We start from the raw sequence: 17,339 nt of genomic DNA, 5'->3' as shown, positions 1-17,339 counted from the left end.
CTCACAGACAGTTGATGAGCAATCGGTTTGGTCGCTATAAAATAAGCAAATTATCCGATTCGGATCTGCCCCGTAAGAATAATACCAACAATCAGCTAAAAAGTACTAGCGCAGTTTTTCATGAACGGAAAAAGAATACGGTTCAGCAGACGGATCGGTTCCCCGCGTGCGGGAAGGATCTGCCCCCAGGGAGAAATCGAGTACACCGCCTTGTTGAATGGCGGTATGCGACACCCAGTTATTCGTCCAGGTTTTACCATTCAGCAGCACTGATTGTACATACTGGTTTTCCGCTGAGTTGCCGTCGGCACGGATCACCAGTGATTTGCCGTTAGGCTGGCTGAGCGTCAGCTTTTTGAAGAGTGGCGTTCCGAGAACGTATTGGTCGGTACCCGGACAAACCGGGTAAAAGCCCATGGCGCTGAATACATACCAGGCGGAAGTCTGGCCGTTGTCTTCGTCACCGCAATAGCCATCGGGAGTTGCCTTATACAGCCTGGTCATCACCTGCCGCACCCAGTATTGGGTTTTCCAGGGCTGGCCGGCGTAGTTGTAGAGGTAGATCATGTGCTGGATCGGCTGGTTGCCGTGTGCATACTGCCCCATGTTCATGATCTGCATTTCGCGGATCTCATGAATCACACTGCCGTAATAGGAATCATCGAATATGGGTGCCTGCGTAAATACAGAGTCCAGTTTTTTGCCGAAAGCTTCGCGGCCCCCCATCAGTTTAGCCAGTCCGGCGATATCGTGGAATACACTCCAGGAATAGTGCCAGCTGTTGCCTTCTGTGAAAGCATCCCCCCATTTGAAAGGGTTAAAGGGTGACTGGAAAGAACCATCGAGGTTGCGGCCGCGCATCAGTTTAGTGGCGGGATCAAAGAGATTCTGGTAATTCATGGCTCTTTTGGCGTAGAGATCGAGTTCTTTCTTCGGGCGTTTCAGCATTTTACCCAACTGATAGATACTGAAATCATCGAAAGCATATTCAAGGGTGCGGGCGGCATTCTCATTGATTTTGACATCGTAGGGAACATATCCCAGCTTATTGTAATAGTTCACACCCTTGCGGCCCACAGCTTCCAGCGGGCCTTCGTTGTTGGCTCCTTTCAGGAGTGCCTCATACAGTTTATTGATGTCATACCCACGGAGACCCTTTACGTAAGCGTCTGTGACTACTGAGGCAGAATTGTTTCCGACCATTACATCGCGGAAACCGGGACTGCTCCATTCCGGCAGAAACCCGCCTTCCAGGAAACAGTTCACCAGGCCTTCCTGCATTTCCTTATTGATATTGGGGAATACCAGGTTCAGGAAAGGATACAGGGCACGGAAGGTATCCCAAAAGCCGGTGCCGGCATAGAAATAACCCGGAAGCACCTGGCCGTTGTAAGGACTGTAGTGCACTGTTTTGCCGGTGGCATCAATTTCGTAGTGCTTTTGCGGAAACTGGATCGTGCGGTACAGGCAGCTGTAAAACGTCCTGGTCTGCTCCGGCGTTCCACCTTCTACCAGCAGCTTCGACAATTCTTTGTTCCAGGCAGCTTTGGCTTTGCGGCGGGTTTGCTCGAAATCGTCGCTGCCGAGTTCCTGCCGGAGGTTGAGTGCAGCCTGCTCATGACTGATAAAGGAAGAGGCTACACGCGCGCCGAGGGTTTGACCTCTTTCCATTTTAAACCCGATGATCGCGCCGGTATGATCCGCCTGCAATTCGAGTGTGTCTTTCGCGAGTTGTGCGCCATGCCAGGCATGGGCTACCGTAAAGGGCTGATCAAATACAACTTCAAAATAGTTCTTGAAATTGGCCGGAACACCGCCGCTATTGCGGGTCGTGTAGCCGATTACCTTTTTCTCGGAAGGAATAATTTTAATATAAGAACCTTTATCAAAAGCGTCGATCACCACAAAGGCACTGTCGCTGCTGCCATAGGTAAAACGGAATTGCGCGGCACGTTCTGTGGGCGTGATCTCCGTTGTCACATCGTGGTCAGCCAGGTAAACGCTGTAATAATAAGGTTTTGCAACCTCGGCTTTGTGAGAGAACCAGCTTGCCCGTTTGTCCTGCTCGAAAATGTTCATTTTCGTCACCGGCATGATGCTGAACTGTCCATAGTCATTCATCCATGGAGAAGGCTGGTGTGTCTGCTTGAAACCACGGATCTTGTCCGCTGCATACTGGTAGGCCCAGCCGTCGCCCATTTTATTGGTTTGCGGCGTCCAGAAATTCATCCCCCAGGGAAGCGCGATGGCGGGATAGGTATTGCCGTTGGACAGGCTTGGTTTGGAGTCGGTTCCCATCAGCGGGTTTACCCATTCCACCGGGTCGGTCACAGCGGTTACTTCCTGGGCAGATACGGACAGGGCGGCAGTTCCCGCCAAAAGGAAGGAAAGCAGAACTTTCTTCATGAGCGCTTCGTTTTTTTGCAGGCTGCAAGATAACTAAACCGTTATTTCAGCAGCTGGGGTTTTTCACGGTAAGTTTTCCAGATAAATTCTCCAAAGATGGTATTGGCCCAGGCGAACCATTTGCGGGTGAAGTTTGCCGGATCGTCTTTGTGCGCGGATTCGTGCATGAAGCCGGTACCGGCATGGCAATGCTGGAGCGACTGAAGGCAGGAACGGATCTCGCCTTCATCTCCCGATGTAAGGCCACGCATCACGATGCTCATGGGCCATACCATGTCAATGCCGATATGTGGTCCGCCAATGCCGGAAAGCTTTTTACCGCTGAAGAAAAACGGATTGTCTTCAGACAGCACATACGCGCGGGTTTGCTGGTAGACCGGATCAGATCTTTTGACGCCGCCGAGATAGGGCAATGACAAGAGGGAGGGAATATTGGCATCATCCATCAGGTTATAGCTGCCGAAACCGTTGGTTTCGTAGCCATAGATCTTGCCGTATTTCGGGTGGATGGTGGTGGCATGGGCTTGTAGCGCATTCTTTACCTGCTCTGCCAGGGCGATGGCCGCGTTGGCATCTGCTGCGGGTTTGCCGGTTGCGCCCAGGATCTCCGCCAGCTGGCGAAGGGAGCGGACTGCAAAGAAGTTACTGGGAATGAGGTAAGGATACACTGTTGCATCGTCGCTTGGACGGAACATGGAACAGATCAGGCCGTTTGGTTTGGCCGGGTACCCGTAACCGCCCATCGGCACGCCGTCGGTGGCCCAGGCTGTTTTACGCTGAAAAGTGTAGGGACCTTTTCCGTCAAATCGCTGTTGCTCTTTGAAAGTCTGCACCACGAGCTTCATCGCTTTCACCCATTCGGCATCAAATACCGAGGTATCGCCGGTTTCCTTCCAGTAGCCATAGGCCAGGCGGATCGGGTAACACAGGGAGTCGATCTCCCATTTGCGTTCATGAATGCCCGGCTTCATTTCGGTGATATCCGACTCTTTCCATTCCGATACTTTGTTCTCGTCCTTATAGAAAGCATTGGCATAGGGATCCTTGATGATGCACTTCACCTGTCGGTTGATTACACCACGGATCAGTTGCTTCAGTTCCGGATCAGTATGGCAAAGAGGGATATAGGGCCAGACTTGTGCGGAGCTGTCGCGCAGCCACATGGCGTCAATATCACCAGTGATTACATAGGTATCCGGTTTGCCGTCGATCGTTTCAAATTCGACGGTGGTATCGAGCGTATTGGGGAAACAATTTTCAAATAACCAGGCGATTTCCTTGTTGCCTACGTTTTTATGAATGTCGGCAATCAGCTGTTCAACAGCTTTGCTGTTGAATTTGCGGTTGGCCAGTGGCGTCCGCACGGTGGGAAATTCAGCATTTGCCTGTGAGAATCCATAGGTACTCCAAACCAACCCAGCACCGGCGAGCGCCGATTGCTGCAAAAAATTCCTCCTGTCCATGTTTAGAATTGATAATTTTTTTCAAGGTAAGCCAACCTGGCTAATATTTCGAGCATTCCTGACTGATTCACCAGGTCTACCGTTTTTCCCTTGCTGATATACAGTCCGTCTTTGTTGCGTTCACTGGCAATGGCGTTCCGTGTTGCTTTGGCAAAAGCTTTAATATGATTGGTGTCATTGTCATATTGCAACAGTTGCTGGTAGGCACGCAGCAATACCGCGGAGAACCAATAGCCGTCATGCATTTTCCCGTTGGGCAGGAAATAGGTTGTTGCTGCTGTTGCAATACGTTTCGCTTCTGCCAGGTACTTCGGGTTGCGGGTAATTTCATATAGCATCACATTAGCCTGCAGCATGGTGCCGGTGTTGTAGGCATAACGGCGCTGATCAATTTTGCGGGAAGGAAGGCCGATATTGTCGAAATAGAGGCCTTTGTCATCACGCAGGGTATTGTTCACCCAGTTGTATAACAGCAATGCGGTGTCGAGATAAGTCTTTTTTCCGGAAGCCTGGTGCAGTTGCAGCGCGAGGAGAATGCCGGGCCCATTGGAGCAGGTATTCTTGGTATTCAGTTTTCCTTCTTCCCAGTACAATCCGCCCCCGCCAACACTGTCATATGCGGTCATCATGAATGTATAGATCAGCTCGGCGCGGCGCCTGTACGCTGTATCCGGTCGCCGTTTCCAGGCGTCCATCACGGCGATTCCGATCCACTGGTTATCGTCATAGAACCTGTCCCCGCCTCCTTTTTCCGGTGGATAGGAAGCGTACCCGGTTACAGGTGGCCGCTGGTCTTCGTAACGGTCTATCAGGAACATGTAGCGGTCGAGTTCAACGGCTGTTCCCTGCAATACATCCAATTCATTCCCCGCCTGGATCAATCCGCAGAGTGGCCAGAGGTAAGAGACCGGGTTTTTATTCCTGTCTTTTTCAGCGTGTTCATTGTAATAGCCTGTTGCCGGGTTGAGGAAATGCTGCTGGATGGCATTGTTCAGGGAAACGGCAGCCTCACGGAATTCAGCACGTGCGGGTGCCTGGCCCGGGCCAGACACCTGCGCATGTGTGTATAAAGAAAACAAAGCCAAGGGTACGGACAATCCCTTACGAAGGGCACTATTCAACACTATCGTCATGATCAGAATAATTTGTTTTTCTCCAGCGTGGCGGCCGCTTCGATGAGCATGGCGCCGCTGAGTTGCGTGGTCAGGTCGGTGGAAGCGGCCGGTTTGTTTTTCCAGTAAGTGCCAAAGAGCACGGAGGATTTTGATGTGCCGGCAAACCACAGCAATTCAGCATTGTGTTTCAGGAAGGCAATATAACGGCTCCTGTAGGATTCCGACAGGTCAGGATGCTGGATCAGCAACGTGAAGTACCGCACAAATACGCCTTTGAACAATCCGCCGTCACCTTCGCCTTCATCTCTCAGCAGGCGATCAGTGGAATTCGTAAGAGTATTGTCTCCAAGAGTATAACCTGCGGCTTTCTGCGCGTCATTGAAATACACTGCGCTGCCGGTGGCATTATACAGCTCGAGTGCTGCACCGATGAAAGTCCCCTGGTTGTACGTAAATTTCCAGGCGTCACGTTTTCCATCGCCCTGGTTGTTGATCCCATCGTAAACATAACCGGTACCGGTTTCAAAAAGACTATCCTTTTCCCAGGCATAGATCTTCTGTGCCCAGGCGAGGTCTTCATTCTTTTTGTCTTTCTGATAGAGCCGGGCAGCCAGGATGGCTGCGGGCATATTGGCCGGCGTGTTTTTGTAACCCGGCATTGCCCTGCGCCACATGATGCCACCACCCATCGTGGTATTCCATCCGCCTTTGATCTCGTTCCACAGCGCATCTACGGCTGTTTTGAATTTGGCATCACCTGTGGCATCATACGCGCGGAGCATGGCCAATGCGTTCCATTCCATATCGTCATAGAACTCATTGCTGAAGCTTCCGCCGTTCATTTGCTTTACCCCGTCGAACCAGCTGTCTATCTGGGTGCGGTAAACGGCGTCATTCGTCCGCAGGTAAGCATCCACCAGTACATCCAGTGCATGTGCCTGGGGCCAGTAGTTGAAAGTGGTATTGCCACCATTGTCTTTATTGAAATATTTGCCTTGCGGGTTCCAGAAATTAGCAGCAACAGAACGTGAACTGCTGTCGGCAGCCTGCTGCCAGCTCACTTCATACCGCTGGATACCGGATTTGTCGCCGCTGATGATCACATCGTCATAGTCTTTCGTACAGGAAACAAGCGTTCCTGCGGCAAGTGCGACCGTAAGTATTTTCTTCATGAATTTGTTTTATGGATTACCGGATCTGCACCACGTGTGTATAGTGTTCCGTTGCGGAGAAGTCTACTGTAACATTGAGCGGTACTCCGTCTGCTTCAGTCTGAAACTTGTAACAGTTGTTCCACTGGTCACTGTTCGGTAACATGAACAGGTACCAGTAGGCGGGTGAAGTTCCGGTGGTTGGCCGCTGGTTGTCGCCATTGCTGCTGCCATACCACTCGTAGGTATCGTCACCGCCATTATTCACCTTCATGCGGAATTTGTACCGCTCGTCTCTGCCCCAGCTTTCCTGTTTGAAATCGATTTTCACGTTTTCCGCTACAAACTTGCCCAGGCCGGAATACGGGATCGCAAATTTGGTCGTATTGTCGGGAGCAAACCAGAGTTCGATTGCCTTGATCTCGGTGATGGTGGCTGCGCCGCTGTTGAAATCAAGCACCATGCGGTAAACTTTGGTGTCGCCAGTTACCGTAGCGGTTCCACCGGCAACGATCTTATCACCATCCAGGCTGTAGGTCGTGGGCGTGCCGGAAGTTTTATCGGCCAGGTTCCAGGTGCCTGCTTTGAGGGAAGTATACACTTCAAATACACCGTTTGCAGTTTGCTTTGCAGGAACTGCCTGTGCCAGGTTCTCTCCTCCTTCAGTGGCTGAACCGGTCAGGTAAAGCTCCACCGGTTTCACGGCAAACCCGGCAAGCGTTTTCACTTCAATGGTCCTTACCTGGGATGATGTCACAGCGTTGATACCTTTCGAAGAAATGACAGTCCATTTCAATTTGCCATTGGAGTTGGACTGTATTCCAGCCATAGAGGCGATATTGTTCAATACGCTATGCAGGATGGTGGCTTTGTTGATCACGCCACCATTGTCTGACACCATTTTGTAAACAGGGTTGGAAAAATCACCACCTTCCTTGTCGAAGGCCACTTCATACATTACCAGTCCGCCGTCTTCCGCGCGGGCCTGTTCCCATTCAAACACGGCACTGGCTGAAGCGGACTGCTGCAGCTGGATGAACTGGTTGTCTTCAGGACTGAAAATGTTTGTGACTTCCGATACTTTGGTATGATCGAGGTTTTTGTCTTTTTCACATCCGGCGAGGGCCAGGATGCCTGTTGCGGCAAAAAGCAATTGTTTCAGAAAGCGTTTCATATAAAAAAGATGAAGTTTGATGAATGGATTACCAGCCGGTATTTTGGGTCAGATTAGGGTTGAGGTTGCGCTCATCGCGGGGAATGGGCCACAGGTAGTGTTTGTTGGGATCGAAGCTGCGTTCGTTGGCGCGGATGTACCCGTTGTCGATGGTGGGTTCACCAAATTGTGCACCGTGCGCCCAGCCATTGAGCACCTCTTCTGCTGTTTTCCAGCGACGGATGTCAAAAATGCGCAGGCCTTCCATGGCCAGCTCGGTGCGGCGTTCACGGCGGATCACGGTTTGCAGCTGGTCCTGGCCCAGGGCGCCATCAAAGGCAGTAGCGGAAGTCTCCGTGAATCCGGCGCGTAGGCGCAGTGCTTTGATGGTTTTGTTCCAGGTTTCTTCGTCCATTTGACCCAGTTCGTTTTTTGCCTCGGCATACATCAGCAGCACATCGGCGAAGCGGATCAGGATGAGGTTCAGTCCCGAGTTAAAATTGTTGATGGAAGTGGGATCATAGTATTTGCGGATATAGTATCCTGTTGGTGAGCTTACGCCGCCCGGAGCATATTCGTCAAATTTTGTATTGTTGGGATCTGAGCCTGGTTTCGTGTAGATGGTTTGGGTGCTGCCATCCGGCTTTTTCCATTTATATTCATTGTACACGATGGTATTGGTAAGGCGCGGATCACGGCTGGTGTACGGATTGGCTTCGTTATAGCCGGAACCGCTTTCGCTGATGCCTTTTCCATTCAGCATGATGTAGTCATCTACCAGTTCCTGCGTGGGTGCCAGGGCGTTGAGGCGTGCGCCTACAGCCAGGGGAGCCATATCGAAGAAGTTATTGTAAGTTCTAACCTCGGGAACGAATTGCAGATCAAAGATCACTTCTGCATTGTACTCATTCTGCGGAAGGAAAACACCTTCATACTGATTGAACAGGCTGTAGGTGCCGTATTCCATACCATTGATCAGTGGTTCCGTTGCAGCGACTACATCAGACCAGCGGCCTTCATAAAGCAATGCACGTGCCTTCAGTGCCTGTGCAGCACCACGGGTGATGCGTCCGCGATCTTCAGCAGCATAAGCAGAATTAACCGGTAAGGCAGCTGCTGCAAGCTCGAGTTCTGACAATACGAATGCCAAAACTTCCTGGCGGGGACTTCTCACAATTGAAGTTGCCTCATCCACTGAAATATCATGATCGAATAAGGGAACATCACCATACCAGGTATACAACTGAAAATACTGGTAAGCCCTGATGAATCTTGCCTCTGCAATCATGCGGTTGCGCAGGTCTTCGTTCATGCCCGGCACTTTGCCTACATTTTCGATGAAGATGTTACAGGTCTTGATGCAGGTATAGTGGCCATTCCATTCATCTTTAAAACGACCAAGGGAGGCGTCAGCGAGCCCGGCAGCAATGGAGTTAACTCCGGCATTGTCACCACGGCCATTATAGGCATTGTCGCTCAGTGCTTCGTTGTAGAAAAAATAGTTGGCATCGAACATCTGAGAATAGGCCTCTGACAATACTGTTGAAGCCTTTTCGGGGGTCGTCCAGAAATTCTTATCGGTAAATTTATTGGTGGGTACAAGGTCAAGCTTCTTGCAGGACAGTCCCATCATTATTACTGACACAACCAGCAAGCTTTTTATGGGTGATTTTTTCATGAGTGACATTATTTGAAAGTGATGTCAAGACCAGCACCGTAAAAAACCGGTGTAGGATAGTTACGGCCACTGTTTGCCCCTGAGCTCTGAAGGCTGTTGGTGAATTCCGTGCTTTCGGGGTCGATGAAAGAAACACCGGAAACAGTGAAAAGATTCTGTGCTACTACGTAGAACCGTGCACGTTGCATTGAGGCTTTCTCCAGCCAGCGTGCCGGCAGGCTGTAACCTACCTGGATATTCTTCAGGCGCGCATAGGCACCCTCGAAAATATACAGGTCTGATCCCCTGCGGTAGTTGTTCTGGTTGGAAGGCGTGTTAGCAGGAGCAAGGCGCGGATAGTATGCGTTGGGATTCACCGGTGTCCAGTAGTCCAGCTGATGCTGGTACATCACCTGGGAATAATTGAAGTGGAAAGGCTCTACCAGTTCACCACGCACAAACATATCCCGCTGGCCCACTCCCTGGATCAGCAATCCCAGGTCAAACTGGCGGAACGACACATTGTAATTAAAGCCGAAGGTGTACCGGGGAAACGGATTGCCCAGTACAAAACGGTCCTGGTCATCGATCACACCATCCTTATTGCGGTCAACATAGCGTATATCACCGGGCTTTACCTCAATACCTGTTGGTGTAGCACCGTTTTTAATGTCATCAAGGTTCTGGAAATAGCCGTCACGCTTCAGGCCGATATAGCTGTTGTAGGGAAGTCCCTCGCGCAGGATGATCTGCATTTCGTCAGAACTGGTGATCCTTTCGTTACCCTGGAAGTATACCACTTCATTGCGGGAGTCGGCAATATTGAAGCCAAAGCTGTGGTTCCACTGTTTTCCGGGAAGCTGGTAGTTCAGGGTGAGTTCCCAGCCCTTGTTGCGCACTTTACCGGCATTATAGTCTGATACAGTTCCTCCAAAAACACCCGGCACTGCCGGCGTGATCAGGATGTCACTGGTCAGCTTGTTGAAATAGTCGAAACTGGCGGTCAGTCGGTTCTTCAGGAACGAACCTTCCACCCCGATATTGAAAGTTGCTGCACGTTCCCAGCGGATATCAGGATTTGCGAATTTCAGGTCTACACCTGCGACAGGCTGGTTGTTGAATCCGTAGGCGTTGGTGCTGGCGGTATAGGTTGTCTGATACTGGTAGTTATTTACATTCTGGTTACCCAGGATACCATAAGAACCACGGAGTTTAAGATTTCCTACACGGTCACGAAAATCTGCCATGAAATCTTCATCCGTCAGGCGCCAGCCTGCAGATACTGAAGGGAAGAATGCATTCCGGTTATCCGGTGCAAATTTTGAAGAAGCATCTACCCGGAAATTAACCTCCGCAAAGTAACGGTTGTGCAGGGAGTAGCTGACACGACCGAACACTGAGTTCAGGCTGCTTTCATCAGTGCCACTTAATGAGTTAATGGAATTTACATCATCGATAACTGTTCCGGTTGTTGGTGTGCCCAATTCAGGATCAGTGTATTTCTTCCGGATTTCAGACCGCTGGTTGGTTACGGATTCATTCGCGAAGCCTACCAGTGCTGTCACATTATGGTCGCCGAACGAACGCATGTATTCCAGCATCAATTGGGTATTCAGAAAGAGGTTTTTGTTGTAGCGGTCATTGGTATTCCTGTCCGCACCATATTTTCCACTGGGGAAGAAATCAACCTGCTGAATGCGTTCAAGCACATGATTCGAGGCTAAAGTACCTCCAAAGACACCTTTCAGTTTAAGCCCCTTATACAGGCCGAGTTCACCGGTAATATTGGCAAACAGGTTATCGTCGTCGTATTTGCGGTAGCCACCTTTTTCGAGAATTCCAAGCGGATTGTATTCTGCCAGTACTTCATTGGTCAGGTAACGGCCCTGGTCATCTTTCATGTCATAATAGGTCGGCGTTCTGCCGGCGTCCACGATAAGTGTACTGGTATTGGCAGAATGATCTTTGGTTTCATTCCTGGCATAGGCAAGTGTACCGCCTATTTTCAGTTTGCCGACTTCCGTATTCAGGTTAATGCGGTAGTTGTACCGGCGAAGTCCGAGACCCGGACCAACGAGATTGTTCTCCTGCTGAAGATAACCGGCGGAGATCAGGTAGGTGGTCTTATCGTTACCACCAGCCACACTCAGGTTGTGGTTCATCTGCATGGCGGGCTGAAGGATCTGGTCGAGGAACCATTCCTTGCTCCCATCCTGCTGGAACTGACGAATCTGTTCCGGAGAGTAGATCGGCGGCTGGTTCTCATTTACGTTAGACTGGTTCCGAAGGATGGCATTCTCATAGCTTTCAACCGGTTTGTACCACACTTTAGGCTCCTGTACGCCGACAATACCGTTATAAGAAACGATGGGACGGCTATTCTTCTTTCCTCTTTTGGTGGTGACCAGGATAACGCCATTTGCCGAGCGGCTTCCGTAGATGGCTGCGCTACCGGCGTCTTTCAGCACGGAAACATTGTCGATATCAGAGGGGTTCAGCAGATTGAGATCCCCGCCAACGAGTCCATCAATAACTACGAGCGGACTGTTGTCGCCAAGCGTACTGATACCACGGATGTTGATGTTCATGGCACCGCCTGGTTCCATACTGCGCTGTTGAATGATCAGGTTGGGTGAAAGGCCCTGCAGTGCCTGCGTCACATTCACACTGGGACGGCTCTCCAATGATTTGGACTTAATCTGGTCTACCGCGCCGGTCATGGCGGCCTTGCGCTGCGTGCCATAACCGACCACCACGACTTCTCCAAGGTTGTTATCAGCGGCCTGGAGCTTTACGATCATGGGTGTTGCCGTAATGTCCATTTCCTGTGCGCGATACCCTACGAAGCTGATCAGAAGCGTTCCTTTGGCCTCAGGAACACGAAGGCGGAATTCACCGTTGGCATCGGTCACTGTCATCAGGCTGGTTCCTTTTACCTGCACCGTTGCCCCGGAAACAGGCTGCTGCTGTTCATCCAACACCCGGCCGCGGATTTCTTCTTCCACAACATGGGAAGCCAGGGTAACAGTGATGTTTTCCGGCCGGTTGTCAGGACGCAGCAGGATGTTTTTGCCCGAGAGTTCATACGTAATGTTCAGCGGTTCAAAGATGGTCCGGAGTGCGCTTTCAAGTGGTGCATCTTTGAGGCGTACATTCATTTTACGTCCCAGATCGATAGCATCATCTGAATAGACAAATAGCAGGGTGGTTTGCTTTTCCAGTTGCTGGATCACCCAGCGGAGGTCTTTGTCCTTGCAGTTAACACTGACAGTACCATATTGCAGGTAGTCGTGACCGTTGGTTCCCGCTTTTATTCCCGGGGAAGCGGCCAGCAAGAGTAGCATTGTAGCTAATCGCAGTAGGTATTTCATTTGCGGCAAGCGATTTTAGGTAATGGTTAAACTATTTTCCAATGAGAATTGCTGTATCAGAAATGGTAATGGGAAAGGCTTTGGTGCGGCTGAGAAAATGCAGGATCTCTTCTGCCGAACTGTTGCTGAAAGTGCCTGTGTAGCGGAAGCGCCGGAACTTTTCATCGCGGAAAACGATCTTCCTGCCATAAAATCTTTCCAGTTTCCGGGTGATGGCGGACAGTTCTTCTGCGGCAAACACCAGTATTCCTTCCGTCCAGGCACGATCGGCTGCAGCATTGGTGGCGGTAACCGAAACCTGATCATTGCCCGGCGTGTAGGTAACTTTTAGTCCCGGGGTCAGGAAAATGGAATCCCGGTAAGCACGGGCTGCGGGCACAAAGGCTACTTTACCCGTGGCAACGGAAGTGGTGATGGCTTCGTCAGCAGCATATGATTCAATATTAAAAGAAGTACCGAGCACCCGCACATCACCGGATTGCAGGTGGATCACAAAAGGTTTCTCCTTATTCTTAAAAACATCAAAAAAGGCTTCCCCTTCCAGCTTCAGTTCCCGCAGGTTGCCGGTAAAGGCAGCGGGATATTCGAGACGGCTGTCGCCACTCAGCCACACTTTACTGCCATCGGGCAGGGCGATAGTGGAACGAACGCCGCGGGGGTTATAGGACACCAGCATTTCGGGCAATGCGGACTGGCGGGCTTGCATCAGCCACCCGGCAACCAGCAGCAGACCGGCTACGGTAGCTGCAGCCACCCAGTACCATTTGTTGATGCGGCGGATGGGTACTACCGGTACATCGGCAGGGGATTCGCCGGCAGGGGTTTCGCCGGCATGAATTTTCTGCCAGGCGCGTTCGAGGGCGGCTTCGACCGTGGGTGCAGCAGTTTCCTGGCCGGACTGCCAGTAGCGTGCGTATTGATCGTAAAGTACCTGGAATTCGGGGTTGGATTGTACCAGCTCCCTGAGCCGGGTTTCCTCCCCTTCTGCGGCATTTCCCGAAAGTACACGGGTAGCCAATAATAAGAATTGGTCTTTATCCATATGGCAGCAACCTGGTGCGGTTACCCATAAGGACACGGTTTTGGAAAGAACTACTTACAAGCGCTGAAAAAAATATTGGAGCGTCCAGGAAAGCAGCACGACGGACTGCAAATTGCCGGGTAAATTCTGACGGCTGTGCTGTTCATCCGGTGAGAGGACCGCCCTGATTTTTTTGATGGCGCGATAGAGCTGGGTTTCGACTGTGCGTGGTGAGATCTGTAGAATTTCCGCCACTTCCTTGAATTTCAACCCGTCTTCGCGCACCATCCGGAAGACCTGGCGGCATTGGTCGGGCAGGCATTCGATGGCCAGGTGAAGCCGGTGTTTTAATTCCCGGAAAGCAAGGTCTTCTTCCGGGTCGTAGGCGCTGGTGAGGGTGGCGAGGTTATCCGCTTCCAGGGAAACTGTCCAGAAGGAATGGTCACGGAGATGGTTGTAGCATTGATTTTTAACGGCAACGAAAAGGAATACCCGCAGTTTTTCAATCAGCAGCACTTCTTCCCTTTTCTTCCAAAGGCGCACGAATACATCACCGACAATTTCTTCGGCGGCCTGTCTTTGTTTGACCAGGTCAACAGCAAAATGTACAAGCGGCAGGTACAGCTCGCGGAAGATGCGGTTGAAGGCAGTTTCATCTCCCTTTGCCAACTCACGTTGCCAGCTCAGCAGCAGATCATCAGAAACCTCAGGCATAGCGCGTTTTCAACTTTACGGCGGCGGCAAGATAACAAATTCAGTCATTCTGTATTACATTCGGCCACTAACAGATTTGCACACATGAAGAAATTATTTATTGCGAGCATCCTTTGCAGTGCCACCGCACTGCAGGTTTCAGCACAGGCAAACCCTGAATGGACACCGGTTTTCACGCGGATCAATGAAGAGGTCCTCTCCCATTCCAATGCGTATAAAAGTCTGGGTGAAGCGACCTCTACCATCGGTCACCGGCTGACTGGTTCTGCCAACGGTGCAAAAGCCGAGGAATTTGTATTCAACCTGCTGAAATCATATGGCTTCGATAATGTTCGGTACCAACCTTTCGAAGTGGAAAGCTGGAGCCGAAAAACACTGACCGTTAAAATCGGTTCTTCCCTGAAGTCACTGCAGGATGTTAAAGCAGTAACGCTTGCGCACTCACCGGTGAAGGCTGATCTGAAAGGCGAACTGGTGGATATGGGCAATGGCCTGGAAGCAGATTATGCTGCTGCTCCCGATAAAGTGAAAGGGAAAATTGCATTCGTCTACCTGGGCGTTCTGCCGGGTTCCCCGGAGAAGACAGAGAACCTTCACCGCTCAGAGAAAACAGCCATTGCTATTAAGTACGGTGCAAAGGGAATCGTGATTTACAATACGGCAGACGGCGGCATCCTGTTGACCGGAACAGCATCCGTAACGGGAAAAGTGATTCCGATTCCCGCGGTTTGTATCGCGAAGGAAGAAGGCTTTAAACTGAAAGCGGAACTCGCGAAAGGCAAACAGTTTGTTTCGATATCGATGACCAATTTTTCCGGAATCATTAAGGCAAGAAATGTGATCGCCAGCATTCCCGGCAAAACCCTGCCGCAGGAAAAGATCGTTGCGGGCGGGCATCTCGACAGCTGGGATCTTGCTACCGGTGCTATTGACAACGGTATAGGTTCGTTTTCGGTGATTGATATGGCACGGACTTTCAAGGCACTTGGCCTGCAGCCGGCAAGAACAGTGGAATTCGTCTTGTTTATGGGAGAAGAGGAAGGTCTGCTGGGTTCAAAAGCTTACCTGGAAAAAGCAATGGCAGATGGTTCGGTTAACCAGATCCGGTACATGCTGAATTATGACATGACCAATGATCCGAAAGGTTATCATGCCACGACCGATGAAAGCAAGGAGCTTTTCCAGTCGATCGGCAGCATTGCGAAATCAATCGATACTTCTTTCACAAATATATTCAGAAGCGGTGCCGGGTTACATAGTGATCACCAGCCCTTTATGCTGCAGGGCATACCCACAGGCGGTGCCGCCGGTGGAAAGCTGCCCAACAATTCGGGTCCCTGTTACCACGCAGACTGTGATGATTTCAAACTGGTAGATGAAAAAGGCATGCAGAATACAGTCCGCTTCAACGCCATGCTGATCTATGGGTTGGCGGATATTGCCGAAGTTCCGGCAAAGCGGCTGGACGATGCTGCCACACGTGACCTGATGATCCGCAGCAAACTGAAGGAGCCCCTGCAGATTGCCGGCGAATGGCGTTGGAAGGACTAGGGTTTATCCATTCGCAGTGCCCATTTACCATCTCCTGCTATTACGAAATACACGAGCAGGAACAGTACGATCAGCGATACGATCAGTTCAGGAAATGGCCGCCACAGTTCGCGTGTAGTGTTCACAAAAAAGATGGCGCCGAGCACGATCGGGATCTGGATCAGTGCGGCAATCCGGGTATAGGCACCCAGGATCAGGAGAATTCCGCCCAGCAGGTGGGCGACAAATACGTAGTGACCTAAGAGGACCAGTGCGAAGGGAGGCATGGGCAGTTTTGCATCTACCTGTGCCATCAGCGCGCTCATGTTGTATACGAACTGAACGCCCTTTACGCAAAGGAAGATTCCGAGTGCTATCCGAACAATGTCCATCCATCTGGGGTGATGTTGGTCGCCCCACATCTCAATGCGGTGCAATAGATTCATATAGCTGCATTTTAGGTAAGAAGGAAAGAACTACTGTACTCAATTTACGAAATTCTCCTGACCTCCTGCCCTAATGTGCATATCCCTAAACGCGCTTTTCCCGGCTGATCGCATACTCAAGTCCCCGCAGTTCGGCCAGCCCTTTGAGGCGTCCTATTGCTGAGTATCCGGGGTAGGTATCCTTATGCAGGTCATCAAGCATCTGGTGACCGTGATCGGGCCGCATGGGAAGGGAAATTTTCCTTTCCTGCATGATGCGGAAGATCTCCCCCATGATGGCATACATATCGGCATCCCCTTCCAGGTGGGAAGCTTCAAAGAAGTCGCCGTTTTCGTTGCGTTTGGTATTGCGGAGGTGCAGAAAATGAATGCGTTGGCCGTATTGCCGGATCATGTCCACCAGCTGGTTATCGGCCCGCGCGCCGAAGGAACCTGTGCAGAAACAGAGTCCGTTGGCCGGATCCGGTACAGCGGCCAGGAGGTCATCCACGTCACTGGCGGTGCTGAGGATGCGGGGCAAACCCAATACCGGGTATGGCGGATCATCCGGATGGATGGCCATTTTGATTCCGGCAGCTGCGGCATCCGGGATAATATTCCGCAGGAAGTAAAACAGGTGATCCTTGAGTGTGGTGCTGTCGATACCGGCATATTCCGAGAGTGCCTGGAGTACCTGGTCGCGGGTGAAGGCAATTTTGCTTCCCGGCAAGCCCAGCATGCAATTGCGAAAGAGTTTTTCCTTTTCCGCTTCCGGCATCTGCTCAAAATGCTGTCGGGCAATTTCCAGTTCTTCTGGTGTATAATCCTTTGCGGCACCTGGCCTTGCCAGCAGGAAATTATCGAAGATGGTAAAGGCTTTGCGATCGAAATACAGGGCTTTGCTGCCTTCCGGCAGCGTGTAGGCAATATCGGTACGGATCCAGTCGAGTACCGGCATAAAGTTATAGGTAACCACTTTAATGCCGCAGGCGGCAAGATTACGGAGGCTTTCCCGGTAAAAGCTGATCCAATGGTCTCTCAGTGGCAGGCCTTTTTTGATGTCTTCGTGCACCGGCAGGCTTTCCACTACTTCCCATACCATACCTGCTGCTTCAATCATGGACTTTCTTTCTTCTATTGCGGCGACGGTCCAGACTTCACCCACAGGTACCTGGTGCAGGGCAGTGACCACGGCGGAACAACCGGCCTGGCGGATATCGGCGAGGCTGACCACGTCATCGGGACCGTACCAGCGCATGGACTGTTGCAGATAAAAAGGGTAACCCTGCATAAGAAATGGCAATTTTAGTACAAGTCTAAACCAATTTTTAAT

Annotated in this window: 12 protein-coding genes; 1 reads left to right on the top strand and 11 read right to left on the bottom strand. The window is 51.0% G+C overall.

What is annotated here, in order from left to right:
- Positions 1–105: 105 nt before the first annotated feature.
- The 9 genes from FPE01S_RS18825 to FPE01S_RS18785 form a co-directional block, all read right to left on the bottom strand.
- The gene (locus FPE01S_RS18825) at positions 106–2,406 is read right to left on the bottom strand and encodes a GH92 family glycosyl hydrolase (protein WP_046370541.1); all 2,301 of its coding nucleotides are present in this window, start codon (positions 2,404–2,406) and stop codon (positions 106–108) included.
- Positions 2,407–2,447: 41 nt separating this feature from the next.
- Entirely contained in the window at positions 2,448–3,869 is a 1,422-nt protein-coding gene (locus tag FPE01S_RS18820; RefSeq protein WP_046370540.1) for a glycoside hydrolase family 125 protein, read from the bottom strand.
- A gap of 2 nt (positions 3,870–3,871) precedes the next feature.
- Positions 3,872–5,002 (bottom strand): glycoside hydrolase family 76 protein, encoded by a 1,131-nt coding sequence (locus FPE01S_RS18815; protein ID WP_052956002.1) that lies wholly within the window; start codon positions 5,000–5,002, stop codon positions 3,872–3,874.
- Positions 5,003–5,004: 2 nt separating this feature from the next.
- The gene (locus FPE01S_RS18810) at positions 5,005–6,156 is read right to left on the bottom strand and encodes a glycoside hydrolase family 76 protein (RefSeq protein ID WP_046370539.1); all 1,152 of its coding nucleotides are present in this window, start codon (positions 6,154–6,156) and stop codon (positions 5,005–5,007) included.
- A 16-nt stretch (positions 6,157–6,172) separates the two neighbouring features.
- Entirely contained in the window at positions 6,173–7,309 is a 1,137-nt protein-coding gene (locus tag FPE01S_RS18805; RefSeq protein ID WP_046370538.1) for a SusE domain-containing protein, read from the bottom strand.
- Between the two features lie 28 nt (positions 7,310–7,337).
- Positions 7,338–8,966 carry a RagB/SusD family nutrient uptake outer membrane protein gene (locus FPE01S_RS18800; protein WP_046370740.1) on the bottom strand — a complete coding sequence of 543 codons (1,629 nt, stop codon included), beginning with the start codon at positions 8,964–8,966 and terminating at the stop codon, positions 7,338–7,340.
- Positions 8,967–8,974: 8 nt separating this feature from the next.
- Positions 8,975–12,316 carry a TonB-dependent receptor gene (locus FPE01S_RS18795; RefSeq protein WP_046370537.1) on the bottom strand — a complete coding sequence of 1,114 codons (3,342 nt, stop codon included), beginning with the start codon at positions 12,314–12,316 and terminating at the stop codon, positions 8,975–8,977.
- A gap of 31 nt (positions 12,317–12,347) precedes the next feature.
- Positions 12,348–13,334 carry a FecR family protein gene (locus tag FPE01S_RS18790; protein ID WP_046370536.1) on the bottom strand — a complete coding sequence of 329 codons (987 nt, stop codon included), beginning with the start codon at positions 13,332–13,334 and terminating at the stop codon, positions 12,348–12,350.
- A 78-nt stretch (positions 13,335–13,412) separates the two neighbouring features.
- Entirely contained in the window at positions 13,413–14,051 is a 639-nt protein-coding gene (locus FPE01S_RS18785; RefSeq protein WP_046370535.1) for an RNA polymerase sigma-70 factor, read from the bottom strand.
- 84 nt (positions 14,052–14,135) lie between these two features.
- Between FPE01S_RS18785 and FPE01S_RS18780 the strand changes: the two genes are divergently transcribed.
- Positions 14,136–15,602 carry a M28 family peptidase gene (locus FPE01S_RS18780; protein ID WP_046370534.1) on the top strand — a complete coding sequence of 489 codons (1,467 nt, stop codon included), beginning with the start codon at positions 14,136–14,138 and terminating at the stop codon, positions 15,600–15,602.
- On the opposite strand, the gene FPE01S_RS18775 is transcribed toward FPE01S_RS18780, so the two are convergent.
- Together FPE01S_RS18775 and uxuA are read right to left on the bottom strand one after the other, a co-directional pair.
- Positions 15,599–16,027, bottom strand: coding sequence for a DoxX family protein (locus FPE01S_RS18775; protein ID WP_046370533.1), 429 nt, complete (start codon positions 16,025–16,027; stop codon positions 15,599–15,601). The genes FPE01S_RS18780 and FPE01S_RS18775 overlap by 4 nt on opposite strands.
- Positions 16,028–16,112: 85 nt before the next feature.
- Complete coding sequence (gene uxuA, locus FPE01S_RS18770) at positions 16,113–17,297, bottom strand: mannonate dehydratase (RefSeq protein ID WP_046370532.1); 1,185 nt, start codon at positions 17,295–17,297, stop codon at positions 16,113–16,115.
- Between the last annotated feature and the right edge of the window lie 42 nt (positions 17,298–17,339).

This window comes from Flavihumibacter petaseus NBRC 106054, assembly GCF_000974785.1.
Classification (GTDB): domain Bacteria; phylum Bacteroidota; class Bacteroidia; order Chitinophagales; family Chitinophagaceae; genus Flavihumibacter; species Flavihumibacter petaseus.
Note: the sequence above shows the minus strand (reverse complement) of the source record. Positions and strands in the feature narration are given on the sequence as shown.

Coding starts and splice junctions, on each gene's coding strand:
- FPE01S_RS18785 (WP_046370535.1), bottom strand. CDS start 14,051: ATGCCTGAGGTTTCTGATGATCTGCTGCTGAGCTGGCAACGTGAGTTG.
- uxuA (WP_046370532.1), bottom strand. CDS start 17,297: ATGCAGGGTTACCCTTTTTATCTGCAACAGTCCATGCGCTGGTACGGT.
- FPE01S_RS18805 (WP_046370538.1), bottom strand. CDS start 7,309: ATGAAACGCTTTCTGAAACAATTGCTTTTTGCCGCAACAGGCATCCTG.
- FPE01S_RS18825 (WP_046370541.1), bottom strand. CDS start 2,406: ATGAAGAAAGTTCTGCTTTCCTTCCTTTTGGCGGGAACTGCCGCCCTG.
- FPE01S_RS18800 (WP_046370740.1), bottom strand. CDS start 8,966: ATGAAAAAATCACCCATAAAAAGCTTGCTGGTTGTGTCAGTAATAATG.
- FPE01S_RS18810 (WP_046370539.1), bottom strand. CDS start 6,156: ATGAAGAAAATACTTACGGTCGCACTTGCCGCAGGAACGCTTGTTTCC.
- FPE01S_RS18780 (WP_046370534.1), top strand. CDS start 14,136: ATGAAGAAATTATTTATTGCGAGCATCCTTTGCAGTGCCACCGCACTG.
- FPE01S_RS18795 (WP_046370537.1), bottom strand. CDS start 12,316: ATGAAATACCTACTGCGATTAGCTACAATGCTACTCTTGCTGGCCGCT.
- FPE01S_RS18820 (WP_046370540.1), bottom strand. CDS start 3,869: ATGGACAGGAGGAATTTTTTGCAGCAATCGGCGCTCGCCGGTGCTGGG.
- FPE01S_RS18775 (WP_046370533.1), bottom strand. CDS start 16,027: ATGAATCTATTGCACCGCATTGAGATGTGGGGCGACCAACATCACCCC.
- FPE01S_RS18815 (WP_052956002.1), bottom strand. CDS start 5,002: ATGACGATAGTGTTGAATAGTGCCCTTCGTAAGGGATTGTCCGTACCC.